At 60.2% G+C, this 26,261-nt stretch carries 25 protein-coding genes; 19 read left to right on the top strand and 6 right to left on the bottom strand.

What is annotated here, in order from left to right; translation table 11 throughout:
• Nucleotides 1-136: 136 nt before the first annotated feature.
• From OK411_RS21635 to OK411_RS21595, 9 genes are all read left to right on the top strand, one after another.
• Nucleotides 137-868 (top strand): response regulator, encoded by a 732-nt coding sequence (locus OK411_RS21635; protein ID WP_016773529.1) that lies wholly within the window; start codon nucleotides 137-139, stop codon nucleotides 866-868.
• A complete protein-coding gene (locus OK411_RS21630) occupies nucleotides 858-2,327 on the top strand; it encodes an ATP-binding protein (protein ID WP_264365668.1) in 1,470 nt (489 codons plus the stop codon). Before OK411_RS21635 ends, OK411_RS21630 begins: the two co-directional genes overlap by 11 nt.
• A gap of 295 nt (nucleotides 2,328-2,622) precedes the next feature.
• Nucleotides 2,623-3,882 (top strand): AGE family epimerase/isomerase, encoded by a 1,260-nt coding sequence (locus OK411_RS21625; RefSeq protein WP_264365667.1) that lies wholly within the window; start codon nucleotides 2,623-2,625, stop codon nucleotides 3,880-3,882.
• Between the two features lie 118 nt (nucleotides 3,883-4,000).
• Nucleotides 4,001-5,302: an ABC transporter substrate-binding protein gene (locus OK411_RS21620; RefSeq protein WP_024014061.1), complete on the top strand. Its 1,302-nt coding sequence runs from the start codon at nucleotides 4,001-4,003 to the stop codon at nucleotides 5,300-5,302.
• Nucleotides 5,303-5,421: 119 nt separating this feature from the next.
• Entirely contained in the window at nucleotides 5,422-6,330 is a 909-nt protein-coding gene (locus tag OK411_RS21615; RefSeq protein ID WP_016773533.1) for a carbohydrate ABC transporter permease, read from the top strand.
• Complete coding sequence (locus OK411_RS21610; RefSeq protein WP_039758116.1) at nucleotides 6,323-7,168, top strand: carbohydrate ABC transporter permease; 846 nt, start codon at nucleotides 6,323-6,325, stop codon at nucleotides 7,166-7,168. The genes OK411_RS21615 and OK411_RS21610 overlap by 8 nt, the downstream gene beginning before the upstream one ends.
• A 2-nt stretch (nucleotides 7,169-7,170) precedes the next feature.
• Nucleotides 7,171-8,331 (top strand): ABC transporter ATP-binding protein, encoded by a 1,161-nt coding sequence (locus OK411_RS21605; protein WP_073472036.1) that lies wholly within the window; start codon nucleotides 7,171-7,173, stop codon nucleotides 8,329-8,331.
• 194 nt (nucleotides 8,332-8,525) lie between these two features.
• Entirely contained in the window at nucleotides 8,526-9,875 is a 1,350-nt protein-coding gene (locus OK411_RS21600) for a carbohydrate porin (RefSeq protein ID WP_016773536.1), read from the top strand.
• Between the two features lie 290 nt (nucleotides 9,876-10,165).
• On the top strand, nucleotides 10,166-11,020 hold the full coding sequence (locus OK411_RS21595; RefSeq protein WP_073472039.1) for a D-hexose-6-phosphate mutarotase: 855 nt from the start codon (nucleotides 10,166-10,168) through the stop codon (nucleotides 11,018-11,020).
• Between the two features lie 122 nt (nucleotides 11,021-11,142).
• On the opposite strand, the gene OK411_RS21590 is transcribed toward OK411_RS21595, so the two are convergent.
• Nucleotides 11,143-12,003 (bottom strand): MurR/RpiR family transcriptional regulator, encoded by an 861-nt coding sequence (locus OK411_RS21590; protein WP_169842436.1) that lies wholly within the window; start codon nucleotides 12,001-12,003, stop codon nucleotides 11,143-11,145.
• A gap of 226 nt (nucleotides 12,004-12,229) precedes the next feature.
• On the opposite strand from OK411_RS21590, the gene zwf reads away from it, so the two are divergent.
• The 4 genes from zwf to OK411_RS21570 all read left to right on the top strand — a co-directional run bounded on the left by zwf (nucleotide 12,230) and on the right by OK411_RS21570 (nucleotide 15,823).
• Nucleotides 12,230-13,696: a glucose-6-phosphate dehydrogenase gene (gene zwf / locus OK411_RS21585; protein WP_016773537.1), complete on the top strand. Its 1,467-nt coding sequence runs from the start codon at nucleotides 12,230-12,232 to the stop codon at nucleotides 13,694-13,696.
• Nucleotides 13,683-14,396 (top strand): 6-phosphogluconolactonase, encoded by a 714-nt coding sequence (gene pgl, locus OK411_RS21580; RefSeq protein ID WP_264365666.1) that lies wholly within the window; start codon nucleotides 13,683-13,685, stop codon nucleotides 14,394-14,396. Before zwf ends, pgl begins: the two co-directional genes overlap by 14 nt.
• A 17-nt stretch (nucleotides 14,397-14,413) precedes the next feature.
• Nucleotides 14,414-15,079, top strand: coding sequence for a bifunctional 4-hydroxy-2-oxoglutarate aldolase/2-dehydro-3-deoxy-phosphogluconate aldolase (locus tag OK411_RS21575; protein ID WP_016773539.1), 666 nt, complete (start codon nucleotides 14,414-14,416; stop codon nucleotides 15,077-15,079).
• A 171-nt stretch (nucleotides 15,080-15,250) separates the two neighbouring features.
• The gene (locus OK411_RS21570) at nucleotides 15,251-15,823 is read left to right on the top strand and encodes a hypothetical protein (RefSeq protein ID WP_264365665.1); all 573 of its coding nucleotides are present in this window, start codon (nucleotides 15,251-15,253) and stop codon (nucleotides 15,821-15,823) included.
• On the opposite strand, the gene OK411_RS21565 is transcribed toward OK411_RS21570, so the two are convergent.
• Together OK411_RS21565 and OK411_RS21560 are read right to left on the bottom strand one after the other, a co-directional pair.
• Entirely contained in the window at nucleotides 15,820-17,001 is a 1,182-nt protein-coding gene (locus OK411_RS21565; RefSeq protein ID WP_264365664.1) for an aminotransferase class V-fold PLP-dependent enzyme, read from the bottom strand. The genes OK411_RS21570 and OK411_RS21565 overlap by 4 nt on opposite strands.
• Before the next feature lie 30 nt (nucleotides 17,002-17,031).
• Nucleotides 17,032-17,268, bottom strand: a complete 237-nt coding sequence (locus OK411_RS21560) for a DUF3820 family protein (RefSeq protein WP_003227425.1) — start codon at nucleotides 17,266-17,268, stop codon at nucleotides 17,032-17,034.
• Nucleotides 17,269-17,474: 206 nt separating this feature from the next.
• On the opposite strand from OK411_RS21560, the gene OK411_RS21555 reads away from it, so the two are divergent.
• The gene (locus OK411_RS21555) at nucleotides 17,475-17,942 is read left to right on the top strand and encodes a ferritin-like domain-containing protein (RefSeq protein WP_016773542.1); all 468 of its coding nucleotides are present in this window, start codon (nucleotides 17,475-17,477) and stop codon (nucleotides 17,940-17,942) included.
• Nucleotides 17,943-18,234: 292 nt separating this feature from the next.
• On the opposite strand, the gene OK411_RS21550 is transcribed toward OK411_RS21555, so the two are convergent.
• Both OK411_RS21550 and OK411_RS21545 read right to left on the bottom strand, forming a co-directional pair.
• Nucleotides 18,235-18,705, bottom strand: coding sequence for a MaoC family dehydratase (locus OK411_RS21550; protein ID WP_003227420.1), 471 nt, complete (start codon nucleotides 18,703-18,705; stop codon nucleotides 18,235-18,237).
• Nucleotides 18,706-18,748: 43 nt separating this feature from the next.
• Nucleotides 18,749-19,693 (bottom strand): alpha/beta hydrolase, encoded by a 945-nt coding sequence (locus OK411_RS21545; RefSeq protein ID WP_217878713.1) that lies wholly within the window; start codon nucleotides 19,691-19,693, stop codon nucleotides 18,749-18,751.
• A 225-nt stretch (nucleotides 19,694-19,918) separates the two neighbouring features.
• On the opposite strand from OK411_RS21545, the gene fadD2 reads away from it, so the two are divergent.
• Together fadD2 and fadD1 are read left to right on the top strand one after the other, a co-directional pair.
• The gene (gene fadD2 / locus OK411_RS21540; RefSeq protein ID WP_024014054.1) at nucleotides 19,919-21,607 is read left to right on the top strand and encodes a long-chain-fatty-acid--CoA ligase FadD2; all 1,689 of its coding nucleotides are present in this window, start codon (nucleotides 19,919-19,921) and stop codon (nucleotides 21,605-21,607) included.
• A gap of 347 nt (nucleotides 21,608-21,954) precedes the next feature.
• The gene (gene fadD1, locus OK411_RS21535) at nucleotides 21,955-23,652 is read left to right on the top strand and encodes a long-chain-fatty-acid--CoA ligase FadD1 (RefSeq protein ID WP_024014053.1); all 1,698 of its coding nucleotides are present in this window, start codon (nucleotides 21,955-21,957) and stop codon (nucleotides 23,650-23,652) included.
• Nucleotides 23,653-23,812: 160 nt separating this feature from the next.
• Here the strand turns inward: fadD1 and OK411_RS21530 are convergent, their stop codons facing one another.
• Complete coding sequence (locus tag OK411_RS21530; protein WP_016775519.1) at nucleotides 23,813-24,190, bottom strand: hypothetical protein; 378 nt, start codon at nucleotides 24,188-24,190, stop codon at nucleotides 23,813-23,815.
• 194 nt (nucleotides 24,191-24,384) lie between these two features.
• Here OK411_RS21530 and OK411_RS21525 point away from each other — a divergent pair, with 194 nt between their 5' ends.
• The 3 genes from OK411_RS21525 (at nucleotide 24,385) to def (ending at nucleotide 26,232) form a co-directional block, all read left to right on the top strand.
• On the top strand, nucleotides 24,385-24,576 hold the full coding sequence (locus tag OK411_RS21525) for a CsbD family protein (protein ID WP_016775518.1): 192 nt from the start codon (nucleotides 24,385-24,387) through the stop codon (nucleotides 24,574-24,576).
• 163 nt (nucleotides 24,577-24,739) lie between these two features.
• Nucleotides 24,740-25,696: a YihY/virulence factor BrkB family protein gene (locus OK411_RS21520; protein ID WP_123443670.1), complete on the top strand. Its 957-nt coding sequence runs from the start codon at nucleotides 24,740-24,742 to the stop codon at nucleotides 25,694-25,696.
• Nucleotides 25,693-26,232 (top strand): peptide deformylase, encoded by a 540-nt coding sequence (def, locus tag OK411_RS21515; protein ID WP_136492869.1) that lies wholly within the window; start codon nucleotides 25,693-25,695, stop codon nucleotides 26,230-26,232. The genes OK411_RS21520 and def overlap by 4 nt, the downstream gene beginning before the upstream one ends.
• Nucleotides 26,233-26,261 lie beyond the last annotated feature (29 nt).

Genomic DNA, 26,261 nt, shown 5'->3' with positions numbered 1-26,261 from the left:
ACGCTCCGCGTCCAGTGACGCGGAGCGTCACGGGCTGCATTCCCACGCAGAGCATGGGAACGATCAACAGGCGACAAATTTTCCAGGTTCATCAGGCATAATCCGCCCCAACTCCAACAACAAGGATGCCTTCGAAGTGAGCTCAGTCAACAAGTCGATATTGTTGGTCGATGACGACCAGGAAATACGCGAGTTGCTGGAAACCTACCTGACCCGCGCCGGGTTTCAGGTGAGGGCCACCGCCGATGGTGCCGGTTTTCGTCAGGCGCTCAACGAGGCGCCGAGCGATCTGGTGATCCTCGATGTCATGCTGCCCGACGAAGACGGTTTCAGCCTGTGCCGCTGGGTACGCCAGCATCCGCGTCAGGCGCAGGTGCCGATCATCATGCTGACCGCCAGTTCCGACGAAGCCGACCGGGTGATCGGTCTGGAACTTGGCGCTGATGACTACCTCGGCAAACCGTTCAGCCCGCGCGAACTGCAAGCGCGGATCAAGGCCCTGCTGCGTCGCGCACAATTCGCCCACGAACGCAGCGGCAGCGAAGTGCTGGTCTTCGACGACTGGCGCCTGGACACGGTCAGTCATCGGCTGTTCCACACCGACGGCGAGGAAGTGATTCTTTCCGGCGCTGATTTCGCTCTGCTGAAACTGTTCCTCGATCATCCGCAGCAAATCCTCGACCGCGACACCATCGGCAACGCCACCCGTGGCCGCGATCTGATGCCGCTCGATCGCATCGTCGACATGGCCGTCAGTCGTTTGCGCCAACGCCTGCGCGACACCGAAAAACCGCCACGGCTGATCCGCACCGTACGTGGCAGCGGTTATCAGTTGGCAGCCAATGTGGTTGCCGGCAATGCTCACTGAGGCGCTGCGCAAATTTGCCAACCGCATACCGGTGCCGCGCTCACTGCTCGGGCGGATGCTGCTGCTGACTCTGCTGGCGGTGCTGTTCGCGCAGACGCTGTCGAGCGTGATCTGGGTGTCGCAACTGCGCGCCACCCAGCTCGAAGGCCTGGTCACCAGTGCCCGCAGCCTGGGGCATTCGATGACCGCCAGCGTCAGCTATTTCCGTTCCTTGCCGGTCGCCTATCGGCCGCTGGTGCTCGATCAGTTGCGCAGCATGGGCGGCACCCGATTTGTCGTGACGCTCAATGACAAACCGCTGGGCATGGACGTGCTGCCGGTGACGCCGCGCAAGGCTGCGGTAATGCAGGCGGTGGACGAAGTGCTGCGCCAGTCTCTGGGCCATGACACGGATATTTCGGTGACCTTCGTCAGCCCCGAAGATCTGCGGATTTTCAACGCCGGACTGAAACTTGATGAATTGCCGCGCTCCTGGGCGCATTACGCGCTGACCCTGGAGCCGGTGAATCCGCCGGTGCTGGTCACGCAGATTCAAATGGCCCCGGGCGAGTGGCTGTACATCGCCTCGTTGCTGCCCGAGCCGTACACCAGTCTCGAAGAGCAAGGCCTGCCGGCGCAGCAGGTGTGGTTTATCGTCCTCACCAGCGGCTTTTTGCTGTTGTTCATCGGCCTGCTGGTGCACTGGCAGAGCCGGCCGCTCAAGCGTCTGGCGCGGGCAGCGCGGGATCTGTCGCTGGGTGCCGACGTCGAGCCGGTGGCGGAGGGCGGTGGCAGTGAAGTGGTCGAAGTCGGTCGCGCGTTCAACACCATGCGCGAACGCATCAGCCGCTACCTGATCGAACGCAGCCAGTTGTTCAGCGCGATTTCCCATGACCTGCGCACGCCAATCACCCGCCTGCGCTTGCGCGTCGAGCTGCTCGAGGACGAACAGCTGCAAGCCAAGTTCGGCCGCGATCTGGATGAGCTGGAGCTGCTGGTCAAAGGCGCGCTGCAATGCGTGAAAGACACCGACATCCACGAGAACATCGAGCCGGTGGATCTCAATCATGTCCTCGATTGCCTGGTCGAGCCGTATCTGGCGCCGAACGGCAATGGCCGCGTCACTCAGCATGGCCGCGCGCTGTCGGCATACCCGGGCAAACCACTGGCGCTCAAGCGCTGCATCGGCAACCTGATCGACAACGCCTTGAAGTACGGGCAGAACGCGCATCTGCACATCGATGACGACGACAGCGCCTTTGTTCTGCATGTCGATGATGAAGGGCCGGGCGTGCCGCAGCAGCGGCTGGAGCAAGTGTTCGAGCCGCACTTCCGCTTGGCGGGGCAGCAGCAGGGTTATGGCTTGGGCCTTGGCATTGCGCGCAACATTGCGCATAGCCATGGCGGCGAGGTGACGTTGCAGAACCTGCGTGAAGGTGGGTTGCGGGTGACGTTGCAGTTGCCGCGGTCTGTGGATTGAGTCAAAGCTTTCCCTCACCCTAACCCTCTCCCGGGGGGAGAGGGGACTGATCGGGGGATGCTGCAGACATAGGCCGACCTGACCGTACAACGCCGAATCCATAATCGACTCGGTATTTCAGGTCGGCGGAAAGCTCATTACAACTCGGTCAGCCCCCTCTCCCTCCGGGAGAGGGTTGGGGTGAGGGCTGCTCTTTGTCACGGACTGGTGACAAACCCCGTCCCCTTCGTTACAAGCCCGCCCCGGCCCGTTGTTTAGACTGCCCGCAGTCCTAACAACAAAAAAGGGTCACGCCATGGACACCTTTCACCCAGACTTCAGCAGTTGGCTGAACGCCCCTGCCCACCAGCAATGGCTCGCCGCCGAAGGCCTGCGTCTGCTGGATTTCGCCAAGGCATCACGACTGCCCGAAGGCTTCGGCAATCTCGACGAACGCGGCCGTTTGCCGGCGCAAGCGCAAGCCGAAACCATGAACACCGCGCGCATGACCCACAGCTTCGCCATGGCGCACATTCAGGGCCTGCCGGGGTTTGCCGAGCTGGTCGACCACGGTATCGCCGCGTTGCGCGGGCCACTGCGTGATGCGCTGCACGGCGGCTGGTTTGCGGTTGCCCAGCATCGCGACGACAACACCGGCAAGAACGCCTATCTGCATGCCTTTGTCGCCCTCGCCGCCAGCTCCGCCGTGGTCGCACAACGGCCCGGCGCTCAAGCCTTGCTCGATGACGCAATCGACATCATCGACACTTATTTCTGGAGCGAAGAAGAGGGCGCCATGCGCGAATTCTTCAATCGCGACTGGAGCGAAGAAGAAGCCTATCGCGGCGCCAACAGCAACATGCACGCGACCGAAGCATTCCTCGCGCTGGCTGATGTCACCGAAGATCCGCGCTGGCTGGTGCGCGCCCAGCGCATCGTCGAGCGGGTGATCCATGGCCACGCTGCTGCCAACGACTACATGGTCATCGAACACTTCGATCGCGACTGGCAACCGCTGCGCGAATACAACCACGACAACCCCGCCGACGGTTTCCGTCCTTACGGCACCACGCCGGGCCACGGTTTCGAGTGGGCGCGCTTGCTCCTGCACCTTGAAGCCGCACGGGTACAGGCCGGCATGCTTACGCCGGGCTGGCTGGCGACTGATGCGCAAAAACTCTTCGAAAACAATTGCCGGCACGGCTGGGATGTCGATGGCGCGCCGGGCATTGTCTACACCCTCGACTGGGATAACCGGGCCGTGGTCCGCCATCGCCTGCACTGGACGCATGCCGAAGCCAGCGCCGCCGCCAGTGCCTTGCTCAAACGCACCGGCGACGGGCAATACGAAAGCTGGTACCGGCTGTTCTGGGAATTCTGCGAGACGAATTTCATCGACCGTTGCAACGGCAGCTGGCACCACGAACTCAATCCGCAGAATGTGCCAAGTGCCGATATCTGGCCGGGCAAGCCCGATCTGTATCACGCCTGGCAGGCTGTGCTGATTCCGCGATTGCCGCTGGCGCCGAGCATGGCCACGGCTTTGGCGCGGTTGTCCCGGCCTGTTGCTGTGTAACCATGTCGTGACATTTACGCGTCCCTTCGTTACCTGCGAAGCGAAACGCTCTGTTTAAACTCCGTGCAGCGCAAGCACCAGACTTGCAATGCATAACAACAAGAAAGGTACATCTCGAATGAATGCGATTTCTCGCCTCGCTACTGTCATTTCTGTCGCCTCCCTGTTCCCGCTCGCAATCCTGCCGCTCAGTGTCTCCGCTGCCGATTCCAAAGGTTCGGTCGAAGTCGTGCACTGGTGGACTTCCGGTGGCGAAAAAGCCGCTGTCGATGTGCTCAAGGCCCAAGTCGAAAAAGACGGTTTCACCTGGAAGGACGGTGCTGTCGCCGGTGGTGGCGGTGCGACTGCCATGACCGTGCTGAAAAGCCGTGCCGTTGCCGGCAACCCGCCAGGCGTTGCCCAGATCAAAGGCCCGGACATCCAGGAATGGGCGTCGACCGGCCTGCTCGACACCGACGTTTTGAAAGACGTCGCCAAGTCGGAAAAGTGGGACAGCCTGCTCGACAAGAAAGTCTCCGATACCGTGAAGTACGACGGTGATTACGTGGCCGTGCCGGTGAACATTCACCGCGTGAACTGGCTGTGGATCAACCCGGAAGTCTTCAAGAAAGCCGGCATCACCAAGAATCCAACCACCCTCGAAGAGTTCTACGCAGCCGGCGACAAGCTGAAAGCGGCGGGCTTCATTCCGCTGGCCCACGGCGGTCAGCCTTGGCAGGACAGCACCGTGTTCGAAGCCGTGGTGCTCTCGGTCATGGGCGTGGATGGCTACAAGAAAGCCCTGGTCGATCTCGACAACAAGGCGCTGACCGGCCCGGAAATGGTCAAGGCGCTCACCGAGCTGAAGAAAGTCGCGACCTACATGGACGCGGACGGCAAAGGCCAGGACTGGAACCTCGAAGCGGCCAAGGTCATCAACGGCAAGGCCGGCATGCAGATCATGGGTGACTGGGCCAAGTCCGAATGGACCGCCGCCAAGAAAGTCGCCGGCAAGGACTACGAGTGCGTAGCGTTCCCGGGCACCGACAAGGCATTCACCTACAACATCGACTCGCTGGCCGTGTTCAAGCAGAAGGACGCAGGCACTGCGGCCGGTCAGCAGGACATCGCCAAAGTCGTGCTGGGTGAGAACTTCCAGAAAGTCTTCAGCATCAACAAAGGCTCGATCCCGGTGCGCAACGACATGTTGAACAACATGGATAAGCTCGGCTTCGATTCCTGCGCACAAACCGCAGCCAAGGACTTCCTCGCGGACGCCAAGTCTGGCGGCCTGCAACCAAGCATGGCGCACAACATGGCGACCACGCTGGCGGTGCAGGGCGCGTTCTTTGACGTAGTCACCAACTACATCAACGACCCGAAAGCCGACCCGGCTGATGCGGCGAAGAAACTCGGCGCGGCGGTTCAGTCGGCCAAATAGGCGCCTTGACGGCGAGCTGCAAGCTTCAAGCTTCAAGCTGCAAGTTAAAGGCTTGCGCGCTGCTGGTCTTGTAGCTTGCAGCTTGCAGCTGTTCTTCTCTTTCTTTTCTGGATTTCCCCATGAGTTCTGTTGCTGTGTTCAGCAAGGCCTCGCCGTTCGATGCGTTGCAGCGCTGGCTACCGAAACTGGTGCTGGCGCCGAGCATGTTCATCGTGCTGGTGGGCTTCTATGGCTACATCCTGTGGACGTTCATTCTGTCGTTCACCACCTCGACCTTCCTGCCCAACTACAAGTGGGCCGGTCTGGCGCAATACGCGCGGTTGTTCGACAACGATCGCTGGTGGGTGGCGAGCAAGAACCTCGCCGTGTTCGGCGGCATGTTCATCGGCATCACTCTGGTGATCGGCGTGTTGCTGGCGGTGTTCCTCGACCAGCGCATCCGTCGCGAAGGCTTTATCCGCACCATTTACCTGTACCCGATGGCGCTCTCGATGATCGTCACTGGTACCGCGTGGAAATGGCTGCTCAACCCGGGCATGGGCCTGGACAAATTGTTGCGTGACTGGGGCTGGGAAGGTTTCCGTCTGGACTGGCTGATCGACCCTGATCGCGTGGTCTACTGCCTGGTGATTGCCGCTGTGTGGCAAGCCTCGGGCTTCATCATGGCGATGTTCCTCGCCGGCCTGCGTGGCGTCGATCAATCGATCATCCGTGCTGCGCAGATCGACGGCGCGAGCATGCCGCGCATCTACTGGAAAGTCGTGCTGCCAAGCCTGCGTCCGGTGTTCTTCAGTGCGGTGATGATCCTCGCGCACATCGCGATCAAGAGTTTCGACCTCGTTGCGGCAATGACCGCCGGCGGCCCGGGTTATTCCTCCGACCTGCCAGCGATGTTCATGTATTCCTTCACCTTCAGTCGCGGCCAGATGGGCATGGGCTCGGCCAGTGCGATTCTGATGCTCGGTGCGATCCTCGCGATCATCGTGCCTTACCTGTATTCCGAGCTGAGGACCAAGCGTCATGACTAGTCTTGCTGCCAAACCCGCTATCAGCTTGAGCCGCATCGCGATCTACGCGGTGCTGATCCTTGCGGTGTTCCTCTATCTGGTGCCGCTGGTGGTGATGTTGCTGACCAGCTTCAAGACCCCGGAAGATATCAGCACCGGCAACCTGTTGAGCTGGCCGACCGTGGTCAGCGGCATCGGCTGGGTCAAGGCCTGGGCCACGGTTGACGGCTACTTCTGGAACTCGATCAAGATCACCGTACCGGCGGTAATCATCTCCACCGCGATCGGTGCGTTGAACGGTTACGTGCTGTCGATGTGGCGCTTCCGTGGTTCGCAGTTGTTCTTCGGTCTGTTGCTGTTCGGCTGCTTCCTGCCGTTCCAGACCGTGCTGCTGCCAGCCTCGTTCACCCTCGGCAAGATGGGCCTGGCGAGCACCACCACCGGCCTGGTCTTCGTGCACGTGGTCTACGGTCTGGCGTTCACCACGCTGTTCTTCCGCAACTACTACGTGAGCATTCCCGATGCGCTGGTCAAGGCTGCGCGTCTGGATGGCGCCGGGTTCTTCACGATTTTCCGCCGCATCATTCTGCCGATGTCGACGCCGATCATCATGGTCTGCCTGATCTGGCAGTTCACCCAGATCTGGAACGACTTCCTGTTCGGTGTGGTGTTCTCCAGCGGTGATTCGCAACCGATCACCGTGGCGCTGAACAACCTGGTCAACACCAGCACCGGCGCCAAGGAATACAACGTGGATATGGCAGCGGCGATGATCGCCGGCCTGCCGACCCTGCTGGTCTATGTGGTCGCAGGCAAGTATTTCGTGCGCGGGCTGACGGCCGGCGCGGTCAAGGGGTAATCATGGCTACGCTTGAACTTCGCAACGTAAACAAGACCTACGGGGCCGGCCTGCCGGACACCCTGAAGAACATCGAACTGTCGATCAAGGACGGCGAATTCCTGATCCTCGTCGGCCCGTCGGGCTGCGGCAAATCGACCTTGATGAACTGCATCGCCGGTCTGGAAACCATCACCGGCGGCGCGATCATGATCGGCGACCAGGATGTCAGCGGCATGAGCCCCAAGGATCGCGACATCGCCATGGTGTTTCAGTCCTACGCGCTGTACCCGACCATGAGCGTGCGCGAGAACATCGAGTTCGGCCTGAAGATCCGCAAGATGCCCCAAGCAGCGATCGACGAAGAAGTCGCCCGCGTGGCCAAGCTGTTGCAGATCGAACACCTGCTCAATCGCAAGCCGGGCCAGCTCTCCGGTGGTCAGCAACAGCGCGTGGCGATGGGCCGTGCCTTGGCGCGGCGGCCGAAGATCTATCTGTTCGACGAACCGCTGTCGAACCTCGACGCCAAGCTGCGCGTCGAGATGCGTACCGAAATGAAACTGATGCACCAGCGCCTGAAAACCACCACGGTCTACGTGACCCACGACCAGATCGAAGCGATGACCCTGGGCGACAAGGTCGCGGTGATGAAGGACGGCATCATTCAGCAGTTCGGTACGCCGAAAGACATCTACAACAACCCGGCCAACCTGTTCGTGGCGAGCTTCATCGGTTCGCCGCCGATGAACTTCATTCCCCTGCGTTTGCAGCGCAAGGACGGTCGTCTGCTGGCGCTGCTCGACAGCGGCCAGGCGCGCTGCGAATTGCCGATGAGCATGCAGGACGCCGGGCTTGAAGACCGCGAAGTGATCCTCGGCCTGCGCCCGGAGCAGATCGTGCTGGCGAACGGCGAGGGCAATGGTCTGCCAAGCATCCGCGCCGAAGTGCAGGTCACCGAACCGACCGGTCCGGACACCTTGGTGTTCGTCAATCTGAACGACACCAAGGTCTGCTGCCGACTGGCGCCGGACGTGGCACCGCAGGTAGGCGAAAGCCTGACGCTGCAGTTCGATCCATCGAAAGTGTTGTTGTTCGATGCCAATACCGGCGAGCGTCTGGGCGTTGCGGGCCAGGTGCAGACAGAGACCCGGTCGGCGAATGTGGCGCAGTTCAAAGGGCGCTGAAGTACAAAATGTGGGAGCGAGCCTGCTCGCGAAAGCGGTCTGACATCCAGCATTGATGTCGCCTGATACACCGCATTCGCGAGCAGGCTCGCTCCCACAAAGGAGCACGCGGTGTCCGGCCTGTCGAGCACCGCACTTTATGTAAACCGCGTTAGATAAAAACAGTTAATAACAATAAAGACGAGGATGTAGGGATGAAAAAGAAACACGTCAATGCCCGGTTGATCTGCCAGGTTTCTGCGGCAGCTGCACTGGTGCTGGCCGGTAATGCGATGGCGGCGGATGCGTTCAGCTCCGACTCCAAGTGGATGACCGGCGACTGGGGCGGCGAGCGCACCAAGCTGATCGAGCAGGGTATCGACATCAAGGCCGACTACGTTGGCGAGATGGGCGCCAACCTGAACGGTGGCTACAACGACGACAAGACTGCGCGTTACGCCGACCAGTTCGGTCTGGGCGTGGCCCTCGACCTGCAGAAACTGTGGGGCTGGGACAACACCCAAGCGAAGATCCAGCTGACCAACCGTAACGGCTACAACATCTCCAACGACCGCGTTGGCGATCCGCGTGCCGGCACCCTCAGCTCCTCGCAGGAAGTCTACGGCCGTGGCCACATGGTGCGTCTGACCCAACTGTGGATCCAGCACCAGTTCTTCGACAACAAGCTCGACGTCAAGGCCGGTTACTTCGGCGAAGGCGAAGACTTCAACACCTTCCCGTGCGACTTCCAGAACCTGGCGTTCTGCGGTTCGCAAGTGGGTAACTGGGCGACCAACATCTGGTACAACTGGCCCGTCAGCCAGGCCGCGATCCGTGTGAAGTACAACATCAACGACGAGCTCTACGCGCAAATCGGTGCGTACAACCAGAACCCGTCGCAGCTGGAACACGGCAACGGCTTCAAGCTCAGCGGCAGCGGCACCAAAGGTACCGTGCTGCCGGTTGAATTGGTCTGGTCGCCGAAGGTCAACAGCCTGCCGGGCGAATACCGCGTCGGTTACTACAAGAGCACGGCCGATGCCGACGACGTTCGCGAAGACGTCAACGGTCTCGATGCGGCAACCACCGGTGATGACTACAAGTCGCACAACAGCAAAAGCGGTTACTGGTTCGTTGCGCAACAGCAACTCACCAGCCACAACGGTGATGCCACTCGCGGCCTGAACATCGCCGCCAACGCGACCTTTCACGACAAGGACACCAACTTCATCGACAACTACCAGTCGGTGATGTTTGTCTACAAAGGCCCGTTCGATGCACGTCCGAAGGATGACATCGGTATCGGCGCTGCGCGTATCCACGTCAACAAGGACGTCAAGCGCAACGCTGAACTGCTGAACGCTGCGAACGGTGTGTCCGACTACGACAACGCCGCGTTCTCGCCGATTCGTGAGACCGAGTACAACTACGAACTCAACTACGGCATCCATGTCACCAACTGGCTGACTGTGCGTCCCAACCTGCAATACATCACCCATCCGGGCGGTGTGGATGAAGTGGACAACGCTTTGGTCGCTGGCCTGAAAATTCAGTCAACGTTCTGACGCGTCTGCGATAAGCTCCTCTCTATGTGCGCATTTTGCGGACAGCCAAGGCTGTCCGCTTTTTTTTGCGAGACCCGCAGAAAGAGTTATGTCGTACCCATTGTGGTGAGGGGATTTATCCCCGCTGGGCTGCGAAGCGGCCCCAAGTCCGATAAGCACAATCTGGCTGATACACCTCGGTGAATGGTTTTCAGGGCCGCTTCGCGACCCAGCGGGGATAAATCCCCTCGCCACAGTATTCAAGGGTCACAAAGGTAATTGTACCCCCATGATTTTCAGGACCGTAGCCAATGCATGAGCATCCGCTGCAACGCTTCTTCAAATCCCTGCGCGAGCGGCCGGTGTTCGCCTGGGAGCGCTATCAGATGCGCGACGTGTTGGTGATCGATCATCCGCTGTGTCAGGCGGTGTTCAGTCGTCAGGGCGCGCAGTTGCTGCATTTTCAGCCGCGCGGGCAGAAGCCGTGGTTGTGGTGCGCGGCGAAGTGGCCGCATGTCGGCGCGATTCGCGGTGGCGTGCCGGTGTGCTGGCCGTGGTATGGCCGTCATCCGAGCGAAAACGCGTGGCCGTCCCATGGTTGGGCGCGACTGCTCGACTGGAAACTGCTCGACAGCAGCAGCGCCGAGGATGGCGTGCGCCTGCACTGGCAATTGCAGCTGTGCGATTGGCAGGTCGACCTGCACGCGCATCTGGGCGAACGCATGGAATTACGCCTGAGCACCGAGCATCAGGACGACATGCCGTGCCAGTTGAGCCAGGCTTTGCACGCTTACTGGCGTATAGGCGATGTTGGTGAGATAGCGCTGTCTGGCCTCGAAGGCGCTCAGGGTTATGACCAGTTGAATCGCCAGGTTTGCCAGCAAGAAGGTGAGTTGCGCGTCGATGGCGGCTGTCAGCGGGTGTTCCAGCATGACGGCGAATTGCAGCTCAAGGATCACGCCTGGCAGCGCGAGTTGTGCATCGATACCGGTGACAGCGGCGACACCGTCGTCTGGCATCCCGGCGCGCGGCCGTTGCTGGGGGTGAGCTGGGACGAGGTATCGGAATTCGTTTGCGTAGAAGCAGCAGCGGGCGGCACCGACAGCCTGCACCTGGCGCCGGGGGAGAAGGCGCATTTGAGTTTGCAGGCGTGGGCGGCGGCCTGATCGTTCCCACGCTCTGCGTGGGAATGCAGCCCGGGACGCTCTGCGTCCCTTTCGGAGCCGGAACGCGGAGCGTCCCTTGAGGCATTCCCACGCATAGCGTGGGAACGATCAGCCTTCAGAGATCAATTGAACTCGTCACCCACCGGATACCGGCTCGCATTCAAACTCTCTTTGATCTTGCGCAGATGCGGCTGGAAATCCACGCCACGGCGCAAGGTCATCCCCGTCGCCAGCACATCCAGCACGGTCAACTGAATGATCCGCGACGTCATCGGCATGTAAATGTCGGTGTCTTCCGGCAACGGAATGTTCAGGCTCAAAGTACTGGCCTTGGCCAGCGGTGAGTTCTCCGCCGTCAGGCCCAAAACCGAAGCACCGTTCTCCCGGGCGATCCGCGCCACTTCCACCAGCTCGCGGGTACGCCCGGTGTAGGAAATGATCACGAACAGCTCACCGGTGTGCGCCACCGAAGCAATCATTCGCTGCATCAGCACATCGGCATGCGCAGTGACCGCAAGGTTGAAGCGGAAGAACTTGTGCTGCGCATCCAGCGCCACCGGGGCAGAGGCGCCGAGGCCGAAGAAGTGGATCTGCCGGGCCTGGATCAACAGGTCGACGGCGCGGCTGATCAGGTTCGGGTCGAGTGCCTGGCAAGCACTATCCAGGGAAGCGATGGCGCTGCCGAAAATCTTCTGCGTGTACGCCTCGGGATTGTCGTCAGCCTCGACCGCGCGGCTGACATACGCCGCGCCACTGGCCAGGCTCTGCGCCAATTGCAGCTTGAGCTCGGGATAGCCGCTGACACCGAACGAACGGCAGAAACGGTTGACCGTCGGTTCGCTCACCGAGGCGGCCTGGGCGAGGGCGGCGATGCTGAAGCGGGTGGCCTGCTGCGGGTTGAGCAGGATCACCTCGGCGACCTTACGTTCGGCCTTGTTCAGCTCTTCAAGGCGACTCTGGATCTGTTCCAGTAAATTTCGCACGCGGTCCATATGGAATTCCTGATTCACCGACGCAGAGTTGCGTCGGGCTATGCAAATTGGGCCTTTGATATGGCCCGTGACGGTGGCCTATCCTACTGATGCGTCCGGGCGACCACCACTCGGAATGAGTATTCTGCGAAAATGTTGTGGTTATTACTACATTTTCCCTTGAGTGATGCCTTGAAAAAAGGTATTTGTAGCTTAACTTGATAAAAGAACAAACATCATGCCTTCCATTACGGTTGAACCGTGCACCTTTGCCTTGTTCGGCGCGCTTGGCGATCTGGCCCTGCGCAAGCTGTTTCCTGCCCTGTATCACCTTGACGGTGCCGACCTGCTGCACGAGGACACGCGCATCATCGCGCTGGCCCGTGAGCCCGGCAGCGAGCAGCAGCACATGGCGTTCATCGCCGCCGAATTGCGCCGTTACGTCGGTAAAGAGCTGAACGAAACCGTAGCCGAGCGCTTTCTCGCGCGCCTGACCTATCTGCACGTCGACTTCCTCAAGGCTGAGGATTACGTGGCGCTGGCGGAACTGGCCGGCAGCAGCCAGCGCATGATTGCCTACTTCGCTACTCCGGCGGCGGTATACGGCGCGATCTGCGAAAACCTCGAGAAAGTCGGTCTGGCCGAGAACACTCGCGTGGTGCTGGAAAAACCGATCGGCTCTGACCTGGAGTCGTCGCGCAAGGTCAACGATGCCGTCGCGCAGTTTTTCCCGGAAGACCGCACCTACCGCATCGACCACTACCTGGGCAAAGAAACCGTTCAGAACCTGATCGCCCTGCGCTTCGCCAACAGCCTGTTCGAAACCCAGTGGAACCAGAATTACATCTCCCACGTGGAAATCACCGTGGCCGAGAAGGTCGGCATCGAAGGCCGTTGGGGCTATTTCGACAAGGCCGGCCAGCTGCGCGACATGATCCAGAATCACCTGTTGCAGCTGCTCTGCCTGATTGCCATGGATCCGCCGGCCGACCTGTCCGCCGACAGCATCCGTGACGAGAAAGTGAAAGTGCTCAAGGCGCTCGCGCCGATCAGCCCGGAAGGCCTGACCACACAAGTGGTGCGCGGCCAGTACATCGCCGGCCACAGCGAGGGCAAATCCGTTCCGGGTTACCTCGAAGAACCGAATTCCAACACCCAGAGCGACACCGAAACCTTCGTCGCCCTGCGTGCCGACATCCGCAACTGGCGCTGGGCCGGCGTGCCGTTCTACCTGCGTACCGGCAAGCGCATGCCGCAGAAGCTGTCGCAGATCGTCATCCACTTCAAGGAACCGTCGCACTACATCTTCGCCCCGGAGCAGCGTCTGCAGATCAGCAACAAACTGATCATCCGCCTGCAACCGGACGAAGGCATTTCCTTGCGCGTGATGACCAAGGAGCAGGGCCTGGACAAGGGCATGCAACTGCGCAGCGGGCCGCTGCAACTGAATTTCTCCGACACCTGGCGTAGCGCGCGGATCCCCGATGCCTACGAGCGGTTGTTGCTGGAAGTGATGAACGGCAATCAGAACCTGTTTGTCCGTAAAGATGAAATCGAAGCCGCGTGGAAGTGGTGTGACCAGCTGATCGCCGGGTGGAAGAAATCCGGTGACGCGCCCAAGCCGTATGCGGCCGGGTCGTGGGGGCCGATGAGCTCCATTGCTTTGATCACGCGGGACGGGAGGTCGTGGTATGGCGATATCTGATGTGCAACTGCCGACGGGCGTGACTGCCCGCGAATTCAACAGCCCGGTGCTGCTCGCCGAAGGCCTGGCGCTGAACGTTGCCAAGCAACTGAGCGAGGCCATTGCCGCGCGCGGCAACGCGGTGCTGGTGGTGTCCGGCGGGCGCAGCCCGGTAGCGTTCTTCCAGCACCTGGCCAAGCAGGAGCTGGACTGGTCGAAGGTCGTCGTGACCCTGGCCGACGAACGCTGGGTACCGGTTGAACATGCCGACAGCAATGCCGGCCTGCTCAAGCAGTATCTGCTCAAAGGCCCGGCAGCCAAGGCGCAGTTCCTCAGCCTCTACAGCGCGGCGGCCAACGTCGAGCAGGCTGCGGAACAGGCCGATCGTCTGCTCGGCGAACTGCCGCCGATCGACGTGCTGGTATTGGGCATGGGCGATGACGGTCACACCGCGTCGCTGTTCCCCGACAGCCCGAACCTCGGCGAAGCCCTGCAAGCCGATGGCACGCGCCGCTGCTGGCCGATGCTGGCACCCAGCGTGCCACGTCAGCGCCTGACCATGAGCCGCGCGCTGCTGGCCTCGGCCCGGCACAAGATTCTGTCGATTTCCGGTCAATCGAAACTGACCACCCTGAATGCCGCGCTGGCATCCGATGACGTTGCGGCCATGCCGGTGCGCGCGTTTCTGCAACCTACGTTAGAGATTTACTGGTGCCCATGAGCCAAGGAACAGCCGCTATGACAACCCCATCCCCGACCGTTTCCATGGCGGACAAAGTTGCCCTGATCGACAGTCTCTGCGCCAAGGCGCGGATCCTGCCAGTGATCACCATCGCCCGCGAACAGGACGTGCTGCCACTGGCCGACGCCCTCGCCGCCGGTGGCCTGACCGCGCTGGAAGTGACCCTGCGTTCGCAGTTCGGCCTCAAGGCCATTCAGATCCTGCGCGAACAGCGCCCGGAACTGATGACCGGTGCCGGCACCGTGCTCGACCGCAATATGCTCGCAGCGGCGGAAGCGGCCGGTTCGCAATTCATCGTCACCCCGGGCATCACCCGTGACCTGCTCGAGGCCAGCGTCGACAGCCCGATTCCGCTGTTGCCGGGCATCAGCAACGCTTCGGGGATCATGGAAGGCTACGGTCTGGGCTATCGCCGCTTCAAGCTGTTCCCGGCGGAAGTCAGCGGTGGCGTGGCGGCAATCAAGGCGCTCGGCGGCCCGTTCGGCGAAGTGAAGTTCTGCCCGACTGGCGGCGTCGGCCCGGCCAATATCAAGAGCTACATGGCGCTGAAAAACGTCATGTGCGTGGGCGGTAGCTGGATGCTTGATCCGGAGTGGATCAAGAACGGCGACTGGGCGCGCATTCAGGAATGCACCGCCGAGGCCCTGGCGCTGCTGGACTGATCTTTACCCCTACACCTCGTTGTGTGCTTTACGGCTTTATGGTGCGCTTGGTCGGCGCACCTTTTTTTTGCGCTGAAAAAACTGCCGATACATGCCGCGATACATAGTTACTGCACGCTGGCTTTTTCACGGGGTTAATCTGCGTCCATCTTATGGAAGAGAGAACGCCTCATGGACGACCGTCAGTCTCTGACCCTTACACCACAATCCCGTTATCAACCGAAGCAACTTCCCCTCGGTCGCCCCGCAGCCGATTCCCAAGTGCGCAATATCAGCCAGGGGGTCGAAGGCCTGCCGCTGATCCTGCGTCTGTCGCTGGTCGATGCGATGACCAGCGAGCCGGTCATCGGCGCGCTGGTGCGCATTCAACAGCGTGTCGATGGCGACACCAGCCTGGGCGGCAGTCAATCGACCGACAGCCATGGCATCGTCCGTTTCACCAGTGTCTATCCGGATCGGCCGGCGCACGGGGCTGCTTGCCTGAAGCTGAACGTATTCATTCACGGCGACGAAGCAGGAGCGCAAGCTCACCACGAGGCCTGGGCCGGCACCTTGCACCTCCCAGGTCGCTGCGGCTGTGAAGGTGCCGCCGAGGACGCCTTGCAGTTGGTATTGCAGCCGATCGCCGGCGCCGATCTTGAAGACGGCGCCTTCGCCTGCCAGACCCTCGGCATCGACACCTTCGCCGTGTCGTCGCAGCTTGGCCTCGAAGGCTACGAAAAAAACTCCGGAGCGCCGTTCTAGCGCAGTTGGTCCAGCGCCCGAACCAACTGCTCGATCTCGCCAGCCGTGGTGGTCAGCCCCGGGGTGATGCGGATACAAGGACCGCACGCGGCGCCGGTGCGCACCACGGTGAACAGGTTGAATTCGCTGAGCAGACGCTCGGCCATGACCTGCTGATCGGCATGCCGGGTGAAGCGCAGCGCGGTGATCCCGCAATACAGTTGCGGGTCGTCCGGCGTCAGCACCTCGATGCCCGGCAGGTGTCGCACGGCGCTGACCCACAGGTTGCGCAGGTAATTCAGGCGAGGGCTTTTGGCTGCGGCGCCGCCGAGCGCGTCGTGCTCTTCGAACACCAGCGGCAAGGTCATCAGCGCCGGGATGTTCGGCGTGCTGTACGAGGTGCGTGCGCGGATATCGGTAACCGGGTAATGCATCTCGCCCATGTCCGGATCGATGTCGGCCAGACGCTGCGGGGCGATATAGATGAAGCCGAGGGTCAGCGGTGCGCCGATCCATTTGTGCAGGTTGTAACCGGCAAAAGCGATGCCCAACGCTTGCAGGTCGAATTCAATCTGGCCGAGGGCGTGGGCACCGTCGAGGATGATGTCGACGCCATGCTCTTTGGCCAATGCGGCGATGGCTTGCACCGGCATGACCAGACCGGTGCGATGGGTGACATGGGTCAGGGCCATCAGTTTGAGTTTCGGGTGGCGGATGAAAGCTTCGCGGTAGCTTTCCAGCAGGCTGTCGAAACTGGCGGGATGGTGGTGGGTAATCTCGATGACCTCAACGCCACGCTGTTGCGCCAGCCAGCGCATGGCGCCCTTGACCGTGTCGTACTCAAGATCACAGATCAGCACCTGATCGCCCGGTTGCAGGCTATTGTAATTGCGGATCAGCGATTGCAGGCCTTCGGTGGCATTGCGCGTCAGCGCCACGCTTTGCGCGCGCACGCCGATCAGTTCGGCCAGTTGCGCGCGGATTTCGAGGTTGTCGTGCTGCTCAAAGCGCTGGCGTGCATAAATCGAGTTACTGGTGTTGATCAGCTCGATGTTGCGCTGGTATTCCTCGATCACTGTGCGCGACATGCGCCCGAAGTAACCGTTTTCCAGGTTGACCGGGCCGGGCTGCACATCGTATCGGTCGGCAAAGGTTTGCCAGAAGGCTTCGTCACGGGCGCGGCGGGTGTTGTCAGGCATGGTCGGCAAGGCTCAAGAGGGAAGGGCGCGTCAGTGGCGCGGGGCGGGTTTGCCGTGTTTGGCGCGCAGCGGCTCGAGCAGGTCGGACAGGCCGTTGTGGTCGATCTCCTGCATCAACGCCAATAGGCCACCGAGTTCACCGTGGGGAAAGCCTTCACGGGCGAACCAGTTCAGATAGGGGCCAGGCAAGTCGGCAATGATCCGCCCTTTGTATTTGCCGAAGGGCATCTCGCGGGTGATCAGCAGTTCGAGTTTTTCCGGATTCATCAGCACGCTTCATCGATTCACATGACAGCCTGGAAAATACAGGCATTCTGCATGCAGGCCAAATGACAGATCATGCAAAAAACCAGCATACAGATGGTTCAATCTTTATTAAGTCACTGAAAACAAAGATATTTTTATCTGAAGCGAAGCTGGCACGCACACTGCAATATCCCTTGCATCTTCAACCCATCGCAAGGAATTGAAAAATGACCGACATGAATAAAGAAGCCATTTCTGTACTCAACGACCTGATTGAAACCTGCAAGGACGGTCAGGAAGGGTTCAAGACTTGCGCCGAAGACATCAAGCACCCAGAACTGAAAACCCTGTTCGTGCAGCGCTCCGCCGATTGCGCCACCGCAGCGGCCGAGCTGCAGGCTCAGGTACGTTCGCTGGGCGGTGATCCGGAAACTTCGACCAGCGTTGCCGGTGATCTGCACCGTCGCTGGGTCGACGTCAAATCCATGTTCACCGGTAAAGACGAAGAGGCTGTGCTGAACGAAGCCGAGCGCGGTGAAGATCATGCACTGAAGGCTTATCGTGAAGCGATCGAGAAGATCAACAAGCACAATCTGGTTGGCATCAAGGATCTGGTTGAGCGTCAGTACCACGGCGTACAACGCAACCACGACCAGGTGAAAGCCCTGCGTAACCAGGCTCGTGCGAACTCGTAAGAGTTAGTCGGCTGAAAAAAAACGCCAGCTTGTCTGGCGTTTTTTTGTGCCCGCAGGAAAAGCCCCTCACCCTAGCCCTCTCCCGGAGGGAGAGGGGACTGACCGAGGTGAATGCCGGAGTTACGCCGACTTGAGCGATCTGAGTTGAACTCTGGTTCTGGAAGGTCTTGAAGATCGCCCGCGCCGAGCGCAGGATTTGAATCCGATGCAGATCAGCTCCCTTTTCCCCTCGCCCCCTTGGGGGAGAGGGCTGGGGTGAGGGGGTAGCAATCTACCTGACACTTCCCAATCATCAGCCAATACTGATCGCCGGCAATGTCGGCAACGTCACCGTCTGCTGTTTGCGCGGTGCGAGAATTTCGGCCTCGCCATCCACCACCAATTCATCACGCTGATTGAATACCCGAGTAGCAATGCGCACGCGGAATTTCGGCAGTTTCTCCAGAATCTCCAGGCGCACCGTCAACGTGTCGCCGATCTTCACCGGCTTCTGAAAGCTCATCTGCTGACCGATATAGATAGTGCCCGGCCCAGGCAATTCACAGGCCACCGCTGCGCTGATCAGCGCACCGCTGAACATGCCGTGGGCGATGCGTTCCTTGAACATGCTGGCGGCGGCAAATTCGGCGTCCAGGTGCACCGGGTTGTGGTCGCCCGACATCGCGGCGAACAGCTGAATGTCGCGCTCTTCGACAGTCTTGCTGTAGCTGGCGGTCTGGCCGACTTCAAGGGCTTCGTAAGGGATGTTGGTAACCTGGGTCATCGGTTTCGATTCCTGTGACGGATTTCAGTCAATCCACAAAAAATTATTCGCTGCGCTGTGGGCGCCGGTGGCTCAGGGCCTGGTCGATCCAGGCGAGCACATCGGTAGTCACTTCGTCGCGATTGCTTTCATTGAACAATTCGTGCCGGGCCTGCGGGTAGATCTTCAGTTGCAGGTGCTGGCTGCCGGCCCTGCGCAAGGCATTGGCCAGATCTGTCAGACGCTTGCCCTCGCTCACCGGATCACATTCACCGCCAATCACCAGCAGCGGCAGGCCCGGATCGATCTGCGCGAGATTGGACGCTTTGCTGATTTGCTGCAACCCACCGAGCAGGTCGATCCACAGCTGATTGGTGCAGCGAAAGCCGCACAACGGGTCGGCGGCGTACTTGTCGACCTCGGCCGAGTCGCGGCTCAGCCAGTCGAAACGGGTGCGCACCGGTTTGAATTTATTGTTGAACGAGCCGAACGACAGCCACTCGATCAACGCACTGCGGCCCTTGCCGCCCTGACGCAGTTTTTCCAGCCGGGCAATCTGCCGGGCGGCGCGATAGAGGGCCACCGGCTGGAAATTCGAGCCGCTGAGAATCGCCCCGTGCAGACTGGCGCTGTGGTGCAGCAGATAGGCCTGGGCGATGTAGCTGCCCATGCTGTGGCCGAGCAGGATGATCGGCACGCCGGGATGTTGCTGGCCGATGTGCTGATTGAGGCTGGCCAGATCGCCAACCACCTTGCACCAGCCATCGTCATCGGCGAAATGGCCAAGGGTGCCGTTGTCGGCGGTACGACCATGGCCGCGCAGATCCGGGGCGTAGACGCCATAGTCTTTGTCGCAAAACGTGTCAGCGAGCCGCGTGTACCGAGCGCTGTGTTCGGCCATGCCATGGGCCAGCAGAATCACCGCTTTCAATGGCGTGGCTGGCAGCCAGCGGTTGACGTACAGGCGGCTGCGGTCACTCGCGTCCAGCCAGAAGGTGTCGTGGGTCATGGCGATTCCTTTGCTCAGCATCGCCACAGTGTATAGCGCGTCTGATCAGCTCACGCCACGGCAGGAAGATTCACGGGATCAATGAGGGCTTGCGTCATATTTGCCTCAATGGCCATAGCTGCTAGTGTCCGTGAAGCTCCGCTTTGTGCTTTTCGCCTTCCATGGACGAAGCAGAAACGACAGAAAGCGGCTCCCGGATCGGCTCAGGTAACGAGGACAAGAACAATGCAACCTGATTTCTGGAATGACAAACGCCCGGCCGGCGTACCGCTGGACATCGACATGGGCGAGTTCAAGTCGGTCATCGAAGTGTTTGAGCGTTCCTGCAAGAAGTTCGCTGACCGCCCGGCGTTCAGCAGCATGGGCATCACCCTGACCTACGCCGAACTCGAGCGCCAGAGCGCGGCGTTCGCCGGTTATCTGCAGGCCCATACCGATCTGGTGCCGGGGGATCGCATTGCGGTGCAGATGCCCAACGTTCTGCATTATCCGATTGCCGTGTTCGGCGCGCTGCGCGCCGGGCTGATCGTGGTCAATACCAACCCGTTGTATACGCCACGGGAAATGCGCCACCAGTTCAAGGATTCCGGCGCGCGCGCGCTGGTCTATCTGAACCTGTTCGGGCAGAAAGTCCAAGAAGTGCTGCCCGACACTGACATCCAATATTTGATCGAAGCGAAGATGGGCGACCTGATGCCCACCGCCAAAGGCTGGCTGGTCAACACCGTGGTCAGCAAAGTGAAGAAACTGGTTCCCGAGTATTCGCTGCCGCAGGCCACTTCGTTCAAAAGCGCGCTGCGCATGGGCCGCGGCCTGGGCATCAAGCCGCTGAACGTCGGCCTCGATGACATCGCCGTGCTGCAATACACCGGCGGCACCACCGGCCTGGCGAAGGGCGCGATGCTCACCCACGGCAATCTGGTGGCGAACATGCAGCAGGTGCGCGCCTGTCTGGCTCAGCTCGGCCCGGACGGTCAGCCGCTGTTGCGCGAAGGCCAGGAAGTGATGATTGCGCCGCTGCCGCTGTACCACATCTATGCCTTCACCGCGAATTGCATGTGCATGATGGTCTCGGGCAACCACAACGTGCTGATCTCCAATCCGCGCGACATCGCCGGCTTCATCAAGGAACTGAAAAACTGGCGCTTCTCGGCGCTGCTGGGTTTGAACACCTTGTTCGTTGCGCTGATGGATCACCCTGATTTCAAGACCCTGGATTTCTCCAGCCTCAAGCTCACCAACTCCGGCGGTACCGCGCTGGTCAAAGCCACCGCCGAGCGCTGGGAGCAGATGACCGGTTGCCGTATCACCGAAGGCTACGGCCTGACCGAAACCTCGCCGGTGGCGTGCACCAACCCTTACGGCGATCAGTCGCGCCTGGGCACTGTCGGCTTGCCGGTGCCGGGCACGCTGGTGAAAATCATCAACGATGACGGCGTCGAACAGCCGCTGGGCGAGCGCGGCGAGCTGTGCATCAAAGGCCCGCAGATCATGAAGGGTTACTGGAACAAACCCGAAGCCACCGCCGAAGTGCTGGATGCCGAGGGCTGGTTCAAGTCCGGCGATATCGCCGTGATCGACCCGGACGGTTTTGTGCGCATCGTCGATCGCAAGAAGGACATGATCATCGTCTCCGGTTTCAACGTGTACCCCAACGAAATCGAAGACGTAGTCATGGCCCACCCGAAAGTCGCCAACTGCGCGGTCATCGGCGTGCCGGACGAACGTTCGGGAGAGGCGGTGAAGCTGTTTGTGGTGGCGCGGGAGAGCGGGGTCAGCCTGGAAGAGCTGAAGGCGTACTGCAAAGAGAATTTCACGGCCTACAAGGTGCCGAAACACATCGTGCTGCGTGAGTCGTTGCCGATGACGCCTGTAGGGAAAATTCTGCGGCGCGAGTTGCGGGATATCGCCTAGGTCTGAACCGCAGCGCTTGTGACATTCGCGAGCAGGCTCGCTCCCACAGGTATCGATGGTTTCTGTGGGAGCGAGCCTGCTCGCGAATCTTTTGTGCCCGCTGAATTCGGGGGTTTTGGGGAGTTATAGGATTTTTGCTCTAAAATGACCGCTGGCAAGTCTTGAGTCATCAATATGACTGTAGGGGCCTCTTTTGGCTCTGGTCGACCCTTGGCAAAGCTGCTACTCTCGGCGCGCTTTGTGACTTCTCGGCCTGTAAAACGCCGGATTCACCAATACAAAACACACACCAATAATAATCGCATCAAATGCGGTGAAGAATTCGCGTTGCTGAGGAGTGGGCTTCCATGATCGAAGACTTTTGGAAGGATAAGTACCCGGCTGGAATCGCAGCCGAGATCAATCCAGACGAGTATCCGAACATTCAGGCAGTGTTGAAGCAATCCTGCCAACGCTTCGCCAACAAACCGGCTTTCAGCAACCTCGGCAAGACAATCACCTACGGTGAGCTGTACGAGCTGTCCGGGGCCTTTGCCGCGTATCTGCAACAGCATACCGACTTGCAGCCCGGTGATCGAATCGCCGTGCAACTGCCCAACGTCCTCCAGTACCCGGTCGCGGTCTTCGGTGCCATTCGCGCCGGGCTGATCGTGGTCAACACCAACCCGCTGTACACCGCGCGGGAAATGGAACACCAATTCAACGACTCCGGCGCCAAAGCCCTGGTGTGCCTGGCGAACATGGCGCACCTGGCCGAAGCCGTGGTGCCGAAGACCGGCGTCAAGCACGTCATCGTCACCGAAGTCGCCGACCTGCTGCCGCCGATCAAGCGCCTGCTGATCAACAGCGTCATCAAGTACGTGAAGAAAATGGTCCCGGCCTATCACTTGCCCAAAGCCATCAAATTCAACGACGTCCTGAGCAAGGGCCACGGCCAGCCAGTGGCCGAAGCCAACCCGGACAGCGGCGATGTCGCGGTGCTGCAATACACCGGCGGTACCACCGGCGTGGCCAAGGGCGCGATGCTGACGCACCGCAACCTGGTCGCCAACATGCTGCAATGCAAGGCGCTGATGGGCTCCAACCTCAACGAAGGCTGCGAGATCCTGATCACGCCGCTGCCGCTGTATCACATCTATGCGTTCACCTTTCATTGCATGGCGATGATGCTGATCGGCAACCACAACATCCTGATCAGCAACCCACGCGACCTGCCGGCGATGGTCAAGGAACTGTCGAAGTGGAAGTTCAGCGGTTTTGTCGGTCTGAACACGCTGTTCGTGGCGCTGTGCAACAACGAAGGTTTCCGCAAGCTGGATTTCTCCGCGCTGAAAGTCACCCTGTCCGGCGGCATGGCCCTGCAACTGGCTGCGGCCGAGCGCTGGAAAGCCGTGACCGGTTGCGCCATCTGCGAAGGCTACGGCATGACCGAAACCAGCCCGGTGGCCACGGTCAACCCGATCCAGCACATCCAGATCGGCACCATTGGCATTCCGGTACCGTCGACCCTGTGCAAAGTCATCGACGATGCCGGTGTCGAGCAGCCGCTGGGTGAAATCGGCGAGCTGTGCGTCAAGGGCCCGCAAGTGATGAAGGGTTACTGGCAGCGTCAGGAAGCCACCGATGAAATGCTCGACAGCGACGGCTGGCTGAAAACCGGTGACATCGCGCTGATCCAGCCGGACGGCTACATGCGCATCGTTGATCGCAAGAAGGACATGATTCTGGTGTCTGGCTTCAATGTCTATCCGAACGAACTGGAAGACGTGCTGGCGACTTTGCCGGGCGTATTGCAGTGTGCGGCGATCGGCGTGCCGGACGAGAAATCGGGTGAGGCGATCAAGATTTTCATCGTCGCCAAACCGGGCGTGACCCTGACCAAAGAGCAGGTCATGGACCACATGCGCGCCAACGTTACCGGCTACAAAGTGCCGCGTTCGGTGGAGTTCCGCGATGCGCTGCCGACCACCAACGTCGGCAAGATCCTGCGCCGCGAATTGCGGGATGAAGAACTGAAGAAGATCAAGGCCAAGTCTGCCGCGTAATAAAAAGCCCCGCAGATGCGGGGCTTTTTGTTGGTGAACTGATCGTTCCCACGCTCCGCGTGGGAATGCCGCCCCGGACGCTCCGCGTCCAGCACTGCAGGGACGCAGAGCGTCCCGAGATGCATTCCCACGCAGAGCGTGGGAACGATCAAGTGCAATCCTACTGACGAAACGGTGCAAAATTCACATTGGTTCCGGCCGGTCGCATGTCCTGCAGATACGAATCCTTGTCCGCACTCAATTCCAGGCTCAGCGCCGCCTTGCGTTTGCCTTCGTTGCGAATCACCAGGCCTTCGAGCTTTTCGCGCAGGAACACCGTCGGCACTTTCAGGTGCAGCAACTCATCGGTGGCCGGGGTGTGCAGCAGCAAGTGAATCCACTCGTACTGACCGATGGCCAGACGCGACACCGGCAGGTCGAACCACCAGATGTTGCGGTTACGGTTCAGTTCGGCGAAGTGGCAGTTGTTGGTGCCGAGCACGGCGCCGCCCAGTTCCTGGTTGCGACGGGCGATGGCCTGGGTTTTATTGAGCTTCATGACATTCCTGCGAATCGGTGTGCCGGGCTCAGCGCCCGTAGGCTGAGCATTCTCGGGGCAACGCCGGCAAACATAAAGCGCAACCTGCATGCCACGACGAAATGCCAGCAAAATAAATGAAACTCGGCGCAAAGCGCACCGGTCAATCGTTACGTAATGACTTTTCTTCCCTTTATGCTTCACGGAGAAACACCATGAGTAGCACAGGCGATAAAGTAAAAGGCATGGCCAACGAAGCCGTCGGCAATATCAAGCAAGGCGTCGGCAAAGCTACTGATAACGACAAGATGCGCGCCGAAGGCAAGGTTCAAGAGAAAAAAGGTGAAGCCCAGCAAGCGGTTGGCAACGCCAAGGACGCTGTGAAAAAGGGCGTCGACAAGGCGTAAGCGAGCCTTGAACGAATCACACGAGCGGCCATCCAAGGATGGCCGTTTTTGTATCAGAACCCTGCGGTCATCCGCCAAAGGATCGCCAAGTAGGCTACCTTGAGGTAAAAAACGGCCCCTGAGTCGCCACGACTTCAACCTTTTGCGGCGCAAGGAGACGCGAATGATATTCCCGGACATGAAAGGTCTGCCCCTGCACCGGGTGATGGTGCGCACGGTCACTGAGTTCGTCGATGACGAAATGTCGACCTACGCCTCGGCACTGGCCTACCAGATGCTGTTCTCGCTCTTCCCGTTCATTCTTTTCCTGATCGCCCTGATCGGTTTCCTGCACCTGCCGGATTTCTTCTCCTGGCTGCGTCTGCAATCCGAACTGGTGCTGCCGCCGCAGGCGCTGGAGCAGGTCAATCCGGTGATCGATCAGTTGCAGCAATCCAAGGGTGGCCTGCTGTCCATCGGTATCGTCATCGCCCTGTACACCGCGTCCGCCGGCGTGCGCCTGATGATGAGCGCGATGAACGCCGCTTACGACGTGGTCGAAGGCCGGCCGATCTGGAAGCGTTTCCCTTTGTCGATCGTCTACACCGTCGGCATCGCCGGCATGCTGCTGATCGCCGCTGCGCTGATGGTGCTCGGGCCGCAGGTGATGGGCTGGATTGCCGCACAAGTGGGGCTGGAAGACTTCATCGTCACGGTGTGGACGATTGCGCGCTGGCCGGTGATCGTGATTCTGATGATGGTCGCGGTGGCGCTGATCTATTACGTGATGCCCGACGTCAAACAGGACTTCCGCTTCATCACCCCAGGTTCGGTGCTGGCTGTAGTGGTGTGGATCCTAGCCTCGTTGGGGTTTGCCTTTTACGTGAAAACCTTCGCCAACTACAACGCGATGTATGGCAGCATCGGGGCGATCATCGTGCTCTTGCTGTATTTCTATATTTCCGCGGCGGTGCTGTTGCTCGGCGCAGAAATGAATGCAGTGATCGAGCACATGTCCGCCGAAGGCAAGGACAAGGGCGAAAAGGCCCCTGGCGAGCCCGACGAATCCACCAAACAACACGTCTCGGGCCTGGGCCGCGATCATTCGCTCAAGCCGGACACTGACGAAGCGCGACCATGATTCGTGAAATTCTGAAAATGGGTGATGAGCGCCTGCTGCGCATCGCCGCGCCGGCACCACCGGAAATGTTCAACAGCGCCGAGCTCTGGCAATTGATCGACGACATGTTCCAGACCATGGAAAGCGTCGGCGGCGTTGGCTTGGCGGCGCCGCAGATCGGCGTCGACCTGCAACTGGTGATCTTCGGCTTCGAACACAGCGAGCGTTACCCGGATGCTGAAGCAGTGCCGCAGACGATCCTGATCAATCCGCTGATCACGCCGTTGAATCCGCTGATGGAAGAGGGCTTCGAAGGCTGTCTTTCGGTGCCGGGCCTGCGCGGCGCGGTGGATCGTTATCAGCAGATTCGCTACGAAGGCTTTGATCCCAAGGGCGAGCCGATCGTGCGCGTGGCATCGGGGTTTCATGCGCGAGTGGTGCAGCATGAATGCGATCACCTGATCGGCCGGCTGTACCCGTCGCGAATTACCGATTTCAGCAAGTTCGGCTTTACCGAAGTGCTGTTTCCGGACCTTGATCCCATGGCTGACGACTGATTGTCAGAACACCATCAACCCCTGTGGGA

The sequence above is a fragment of the Pseudomonas sp. RG1 genome, assembly GCF_025910115.1.
GTDB classification, from domain to species: Bacteria; Pseudomonadota; Gammaproteobacteria; order Pseudomonadales; family Pseudomonadaceae; genus Aquipseudomonas; species Aquipseudomonas atacamensis.
This window is presented reverse-complemented; position numbering and strand designations above follow the sequence as displayed.

Bases quoted from the DNA above. Each gene is read 5' to 3' on its own strand.
- OK411_RS21630 (WP_264365668.1), top strand. From the start codon at position 858: ATGCTCACTGAGGCGCTGCGCAAATTTGCCAACCGCATACCGGTGCCG.
- OK411_RS21625 (WP_264365667.1), top strand. From the start codon at position 2,623: ATGGACACCTTTCACCCAGACTTCAGCAGTTGGCTGAACGCCCCTGCC.
- OK411_RS21620 (WP_024014061.1), top strand. From the start codon at position 4,001: ATGAATGCGATTTCTCGCCTCGCTACTGTCATTTCTGTCGCCTCCCTG.
- OK411_RS21615 (WP_016773533.1), top strand. From the start codon at position 5,422: ATGAGTTCTGTTGCTGTGTTCAGCAAGGCCTCGCCGTTCGATGCGTTG.
- OK411_RS21610 (WP_039758116.1), top strand. From the start codon at position 6,323: ATGACTAGTCTTGCTGCCAAACCCGCTATCAGCTTGAGCCGCATCGCG.
- OK411_RS21605 (WP_073472036.1), top strand. From the start codon at position 7,171: ATGGCTACGCTTGAACTTCGCAACGTAAACAAGACCTACGGGGCCGGC.
- OK411_RS21600 (WP_016773536.1), top strand. From the start codon at position 8,526: ATGAAAAAGAAACACGTCAATGCCCGGTTGATCTGCCAGGTTTCTGCG.
- OK411_RS21595 (WP_073472039.1), top strand. From the start codon at position 10,166: ATGCATGAGCATCCGCTGCAACGCTTCTTCAAATCCCTGCGCGAGCGG.
- zwf (WP_016773537.1), top strand. From the start codon at position 12,230: ATGCCTTCCATTACGGTTGAACCGTGCACCTTTGCCTTGTTCGGCGCG.
- pgl (WP_264365666.1), top strand. From the start codon at position 13,683: ATGGCGATATCTGATGTGCAACTGCCGACGGGCGTGACTGCCCGCGAA.
- OK411_RS21575 (WP_016773539.1), top strand. From the start codon at position 14,414: ATGACAACCCCATCCCCGACCGTTTCCATGGCGGACAAAGTTGCCCTG.
- OK411_RS21570 (WP_264365665.1), top strand. From the start codon at position 15,251: ATGGACGACCGTCAGTCTCTGACCCTTACACCACAATCCCGTTATCAA.
- OK411_RS21565 (WP_264365664.1), bottom strand. From the start codon at position 17,001: ATGCCTGACAACACCCGCCGCGCCCGTGACGAAGCCTTCTGGCAAACC.
- OK411_RS21560 (WP_003227425.1), bottom strand. From the start codon at position 17,268: ATGAATCCGGAAAAACTCGAACTGCTGATCACCCGCGAGATGCCCTTC.
- OK411_RS21555 (WP_016773542.1), top strand. From the start codon at position 17,475: ATGACCGACATGAATAAAGAAGCCATTTCTGTACTCAACGACCTGATT.
- OK411_RS21550 (WP_003227420.1), bottom strand. From the start codon at position 18,705: ATGACCCAGGTTACCAACATCCCTTACGAAGCCCTTGAAGTCGGCCAG.
- OK411_RS21545 (WP_217878713.1), bottom strand. From the start codon at position 19,693: ATGACCCACGACACCTTCTGGCTGGACGCGAGTGACCGCAGCCGCCTG.
- fadD2 (WP_024014054.1), top strand. From the start codon at position 19,919: ATGCAACCTGATTTCTGGAATGACAAACGCCCGGCCGGCGTACCGCTG.
- fadD1 (WP_024014053.1), top strand. From the start codon at position 21,955: ATGATCGAAGACTTTTGGAAGGATAAGTACCCGGCTGGAATCGCAGCC.
- OK411_RS21530 (WP_016775519.1), bottom strand. From the start codon at position 24,190: ATGAAGCTCAATAAAACCCAGGCCATCGCCCGTCGCAACCAGGAACTG.
- OK411_RS21525 (WP_016775518.1), top strand. From the start codon at position 24,385: ATGAGTAGCACAGGCGATAAAGTAAAAGGCATGGCCAACGAAGCCGTC.
- OK411_RS21520 (WP_123443670.1), top strand. From the start codon at position 24,740: ATGATATTCCCGGACATGAAAGGTCTGCCCCTGCACCGGGTGATGGTG.
- def (WP_136492869.1), top strand. From the start codon at position 25,693: ATGATTCGTGAAATTCTGAAAATGGGTGATGAGCGCCTGCTGCGCATC.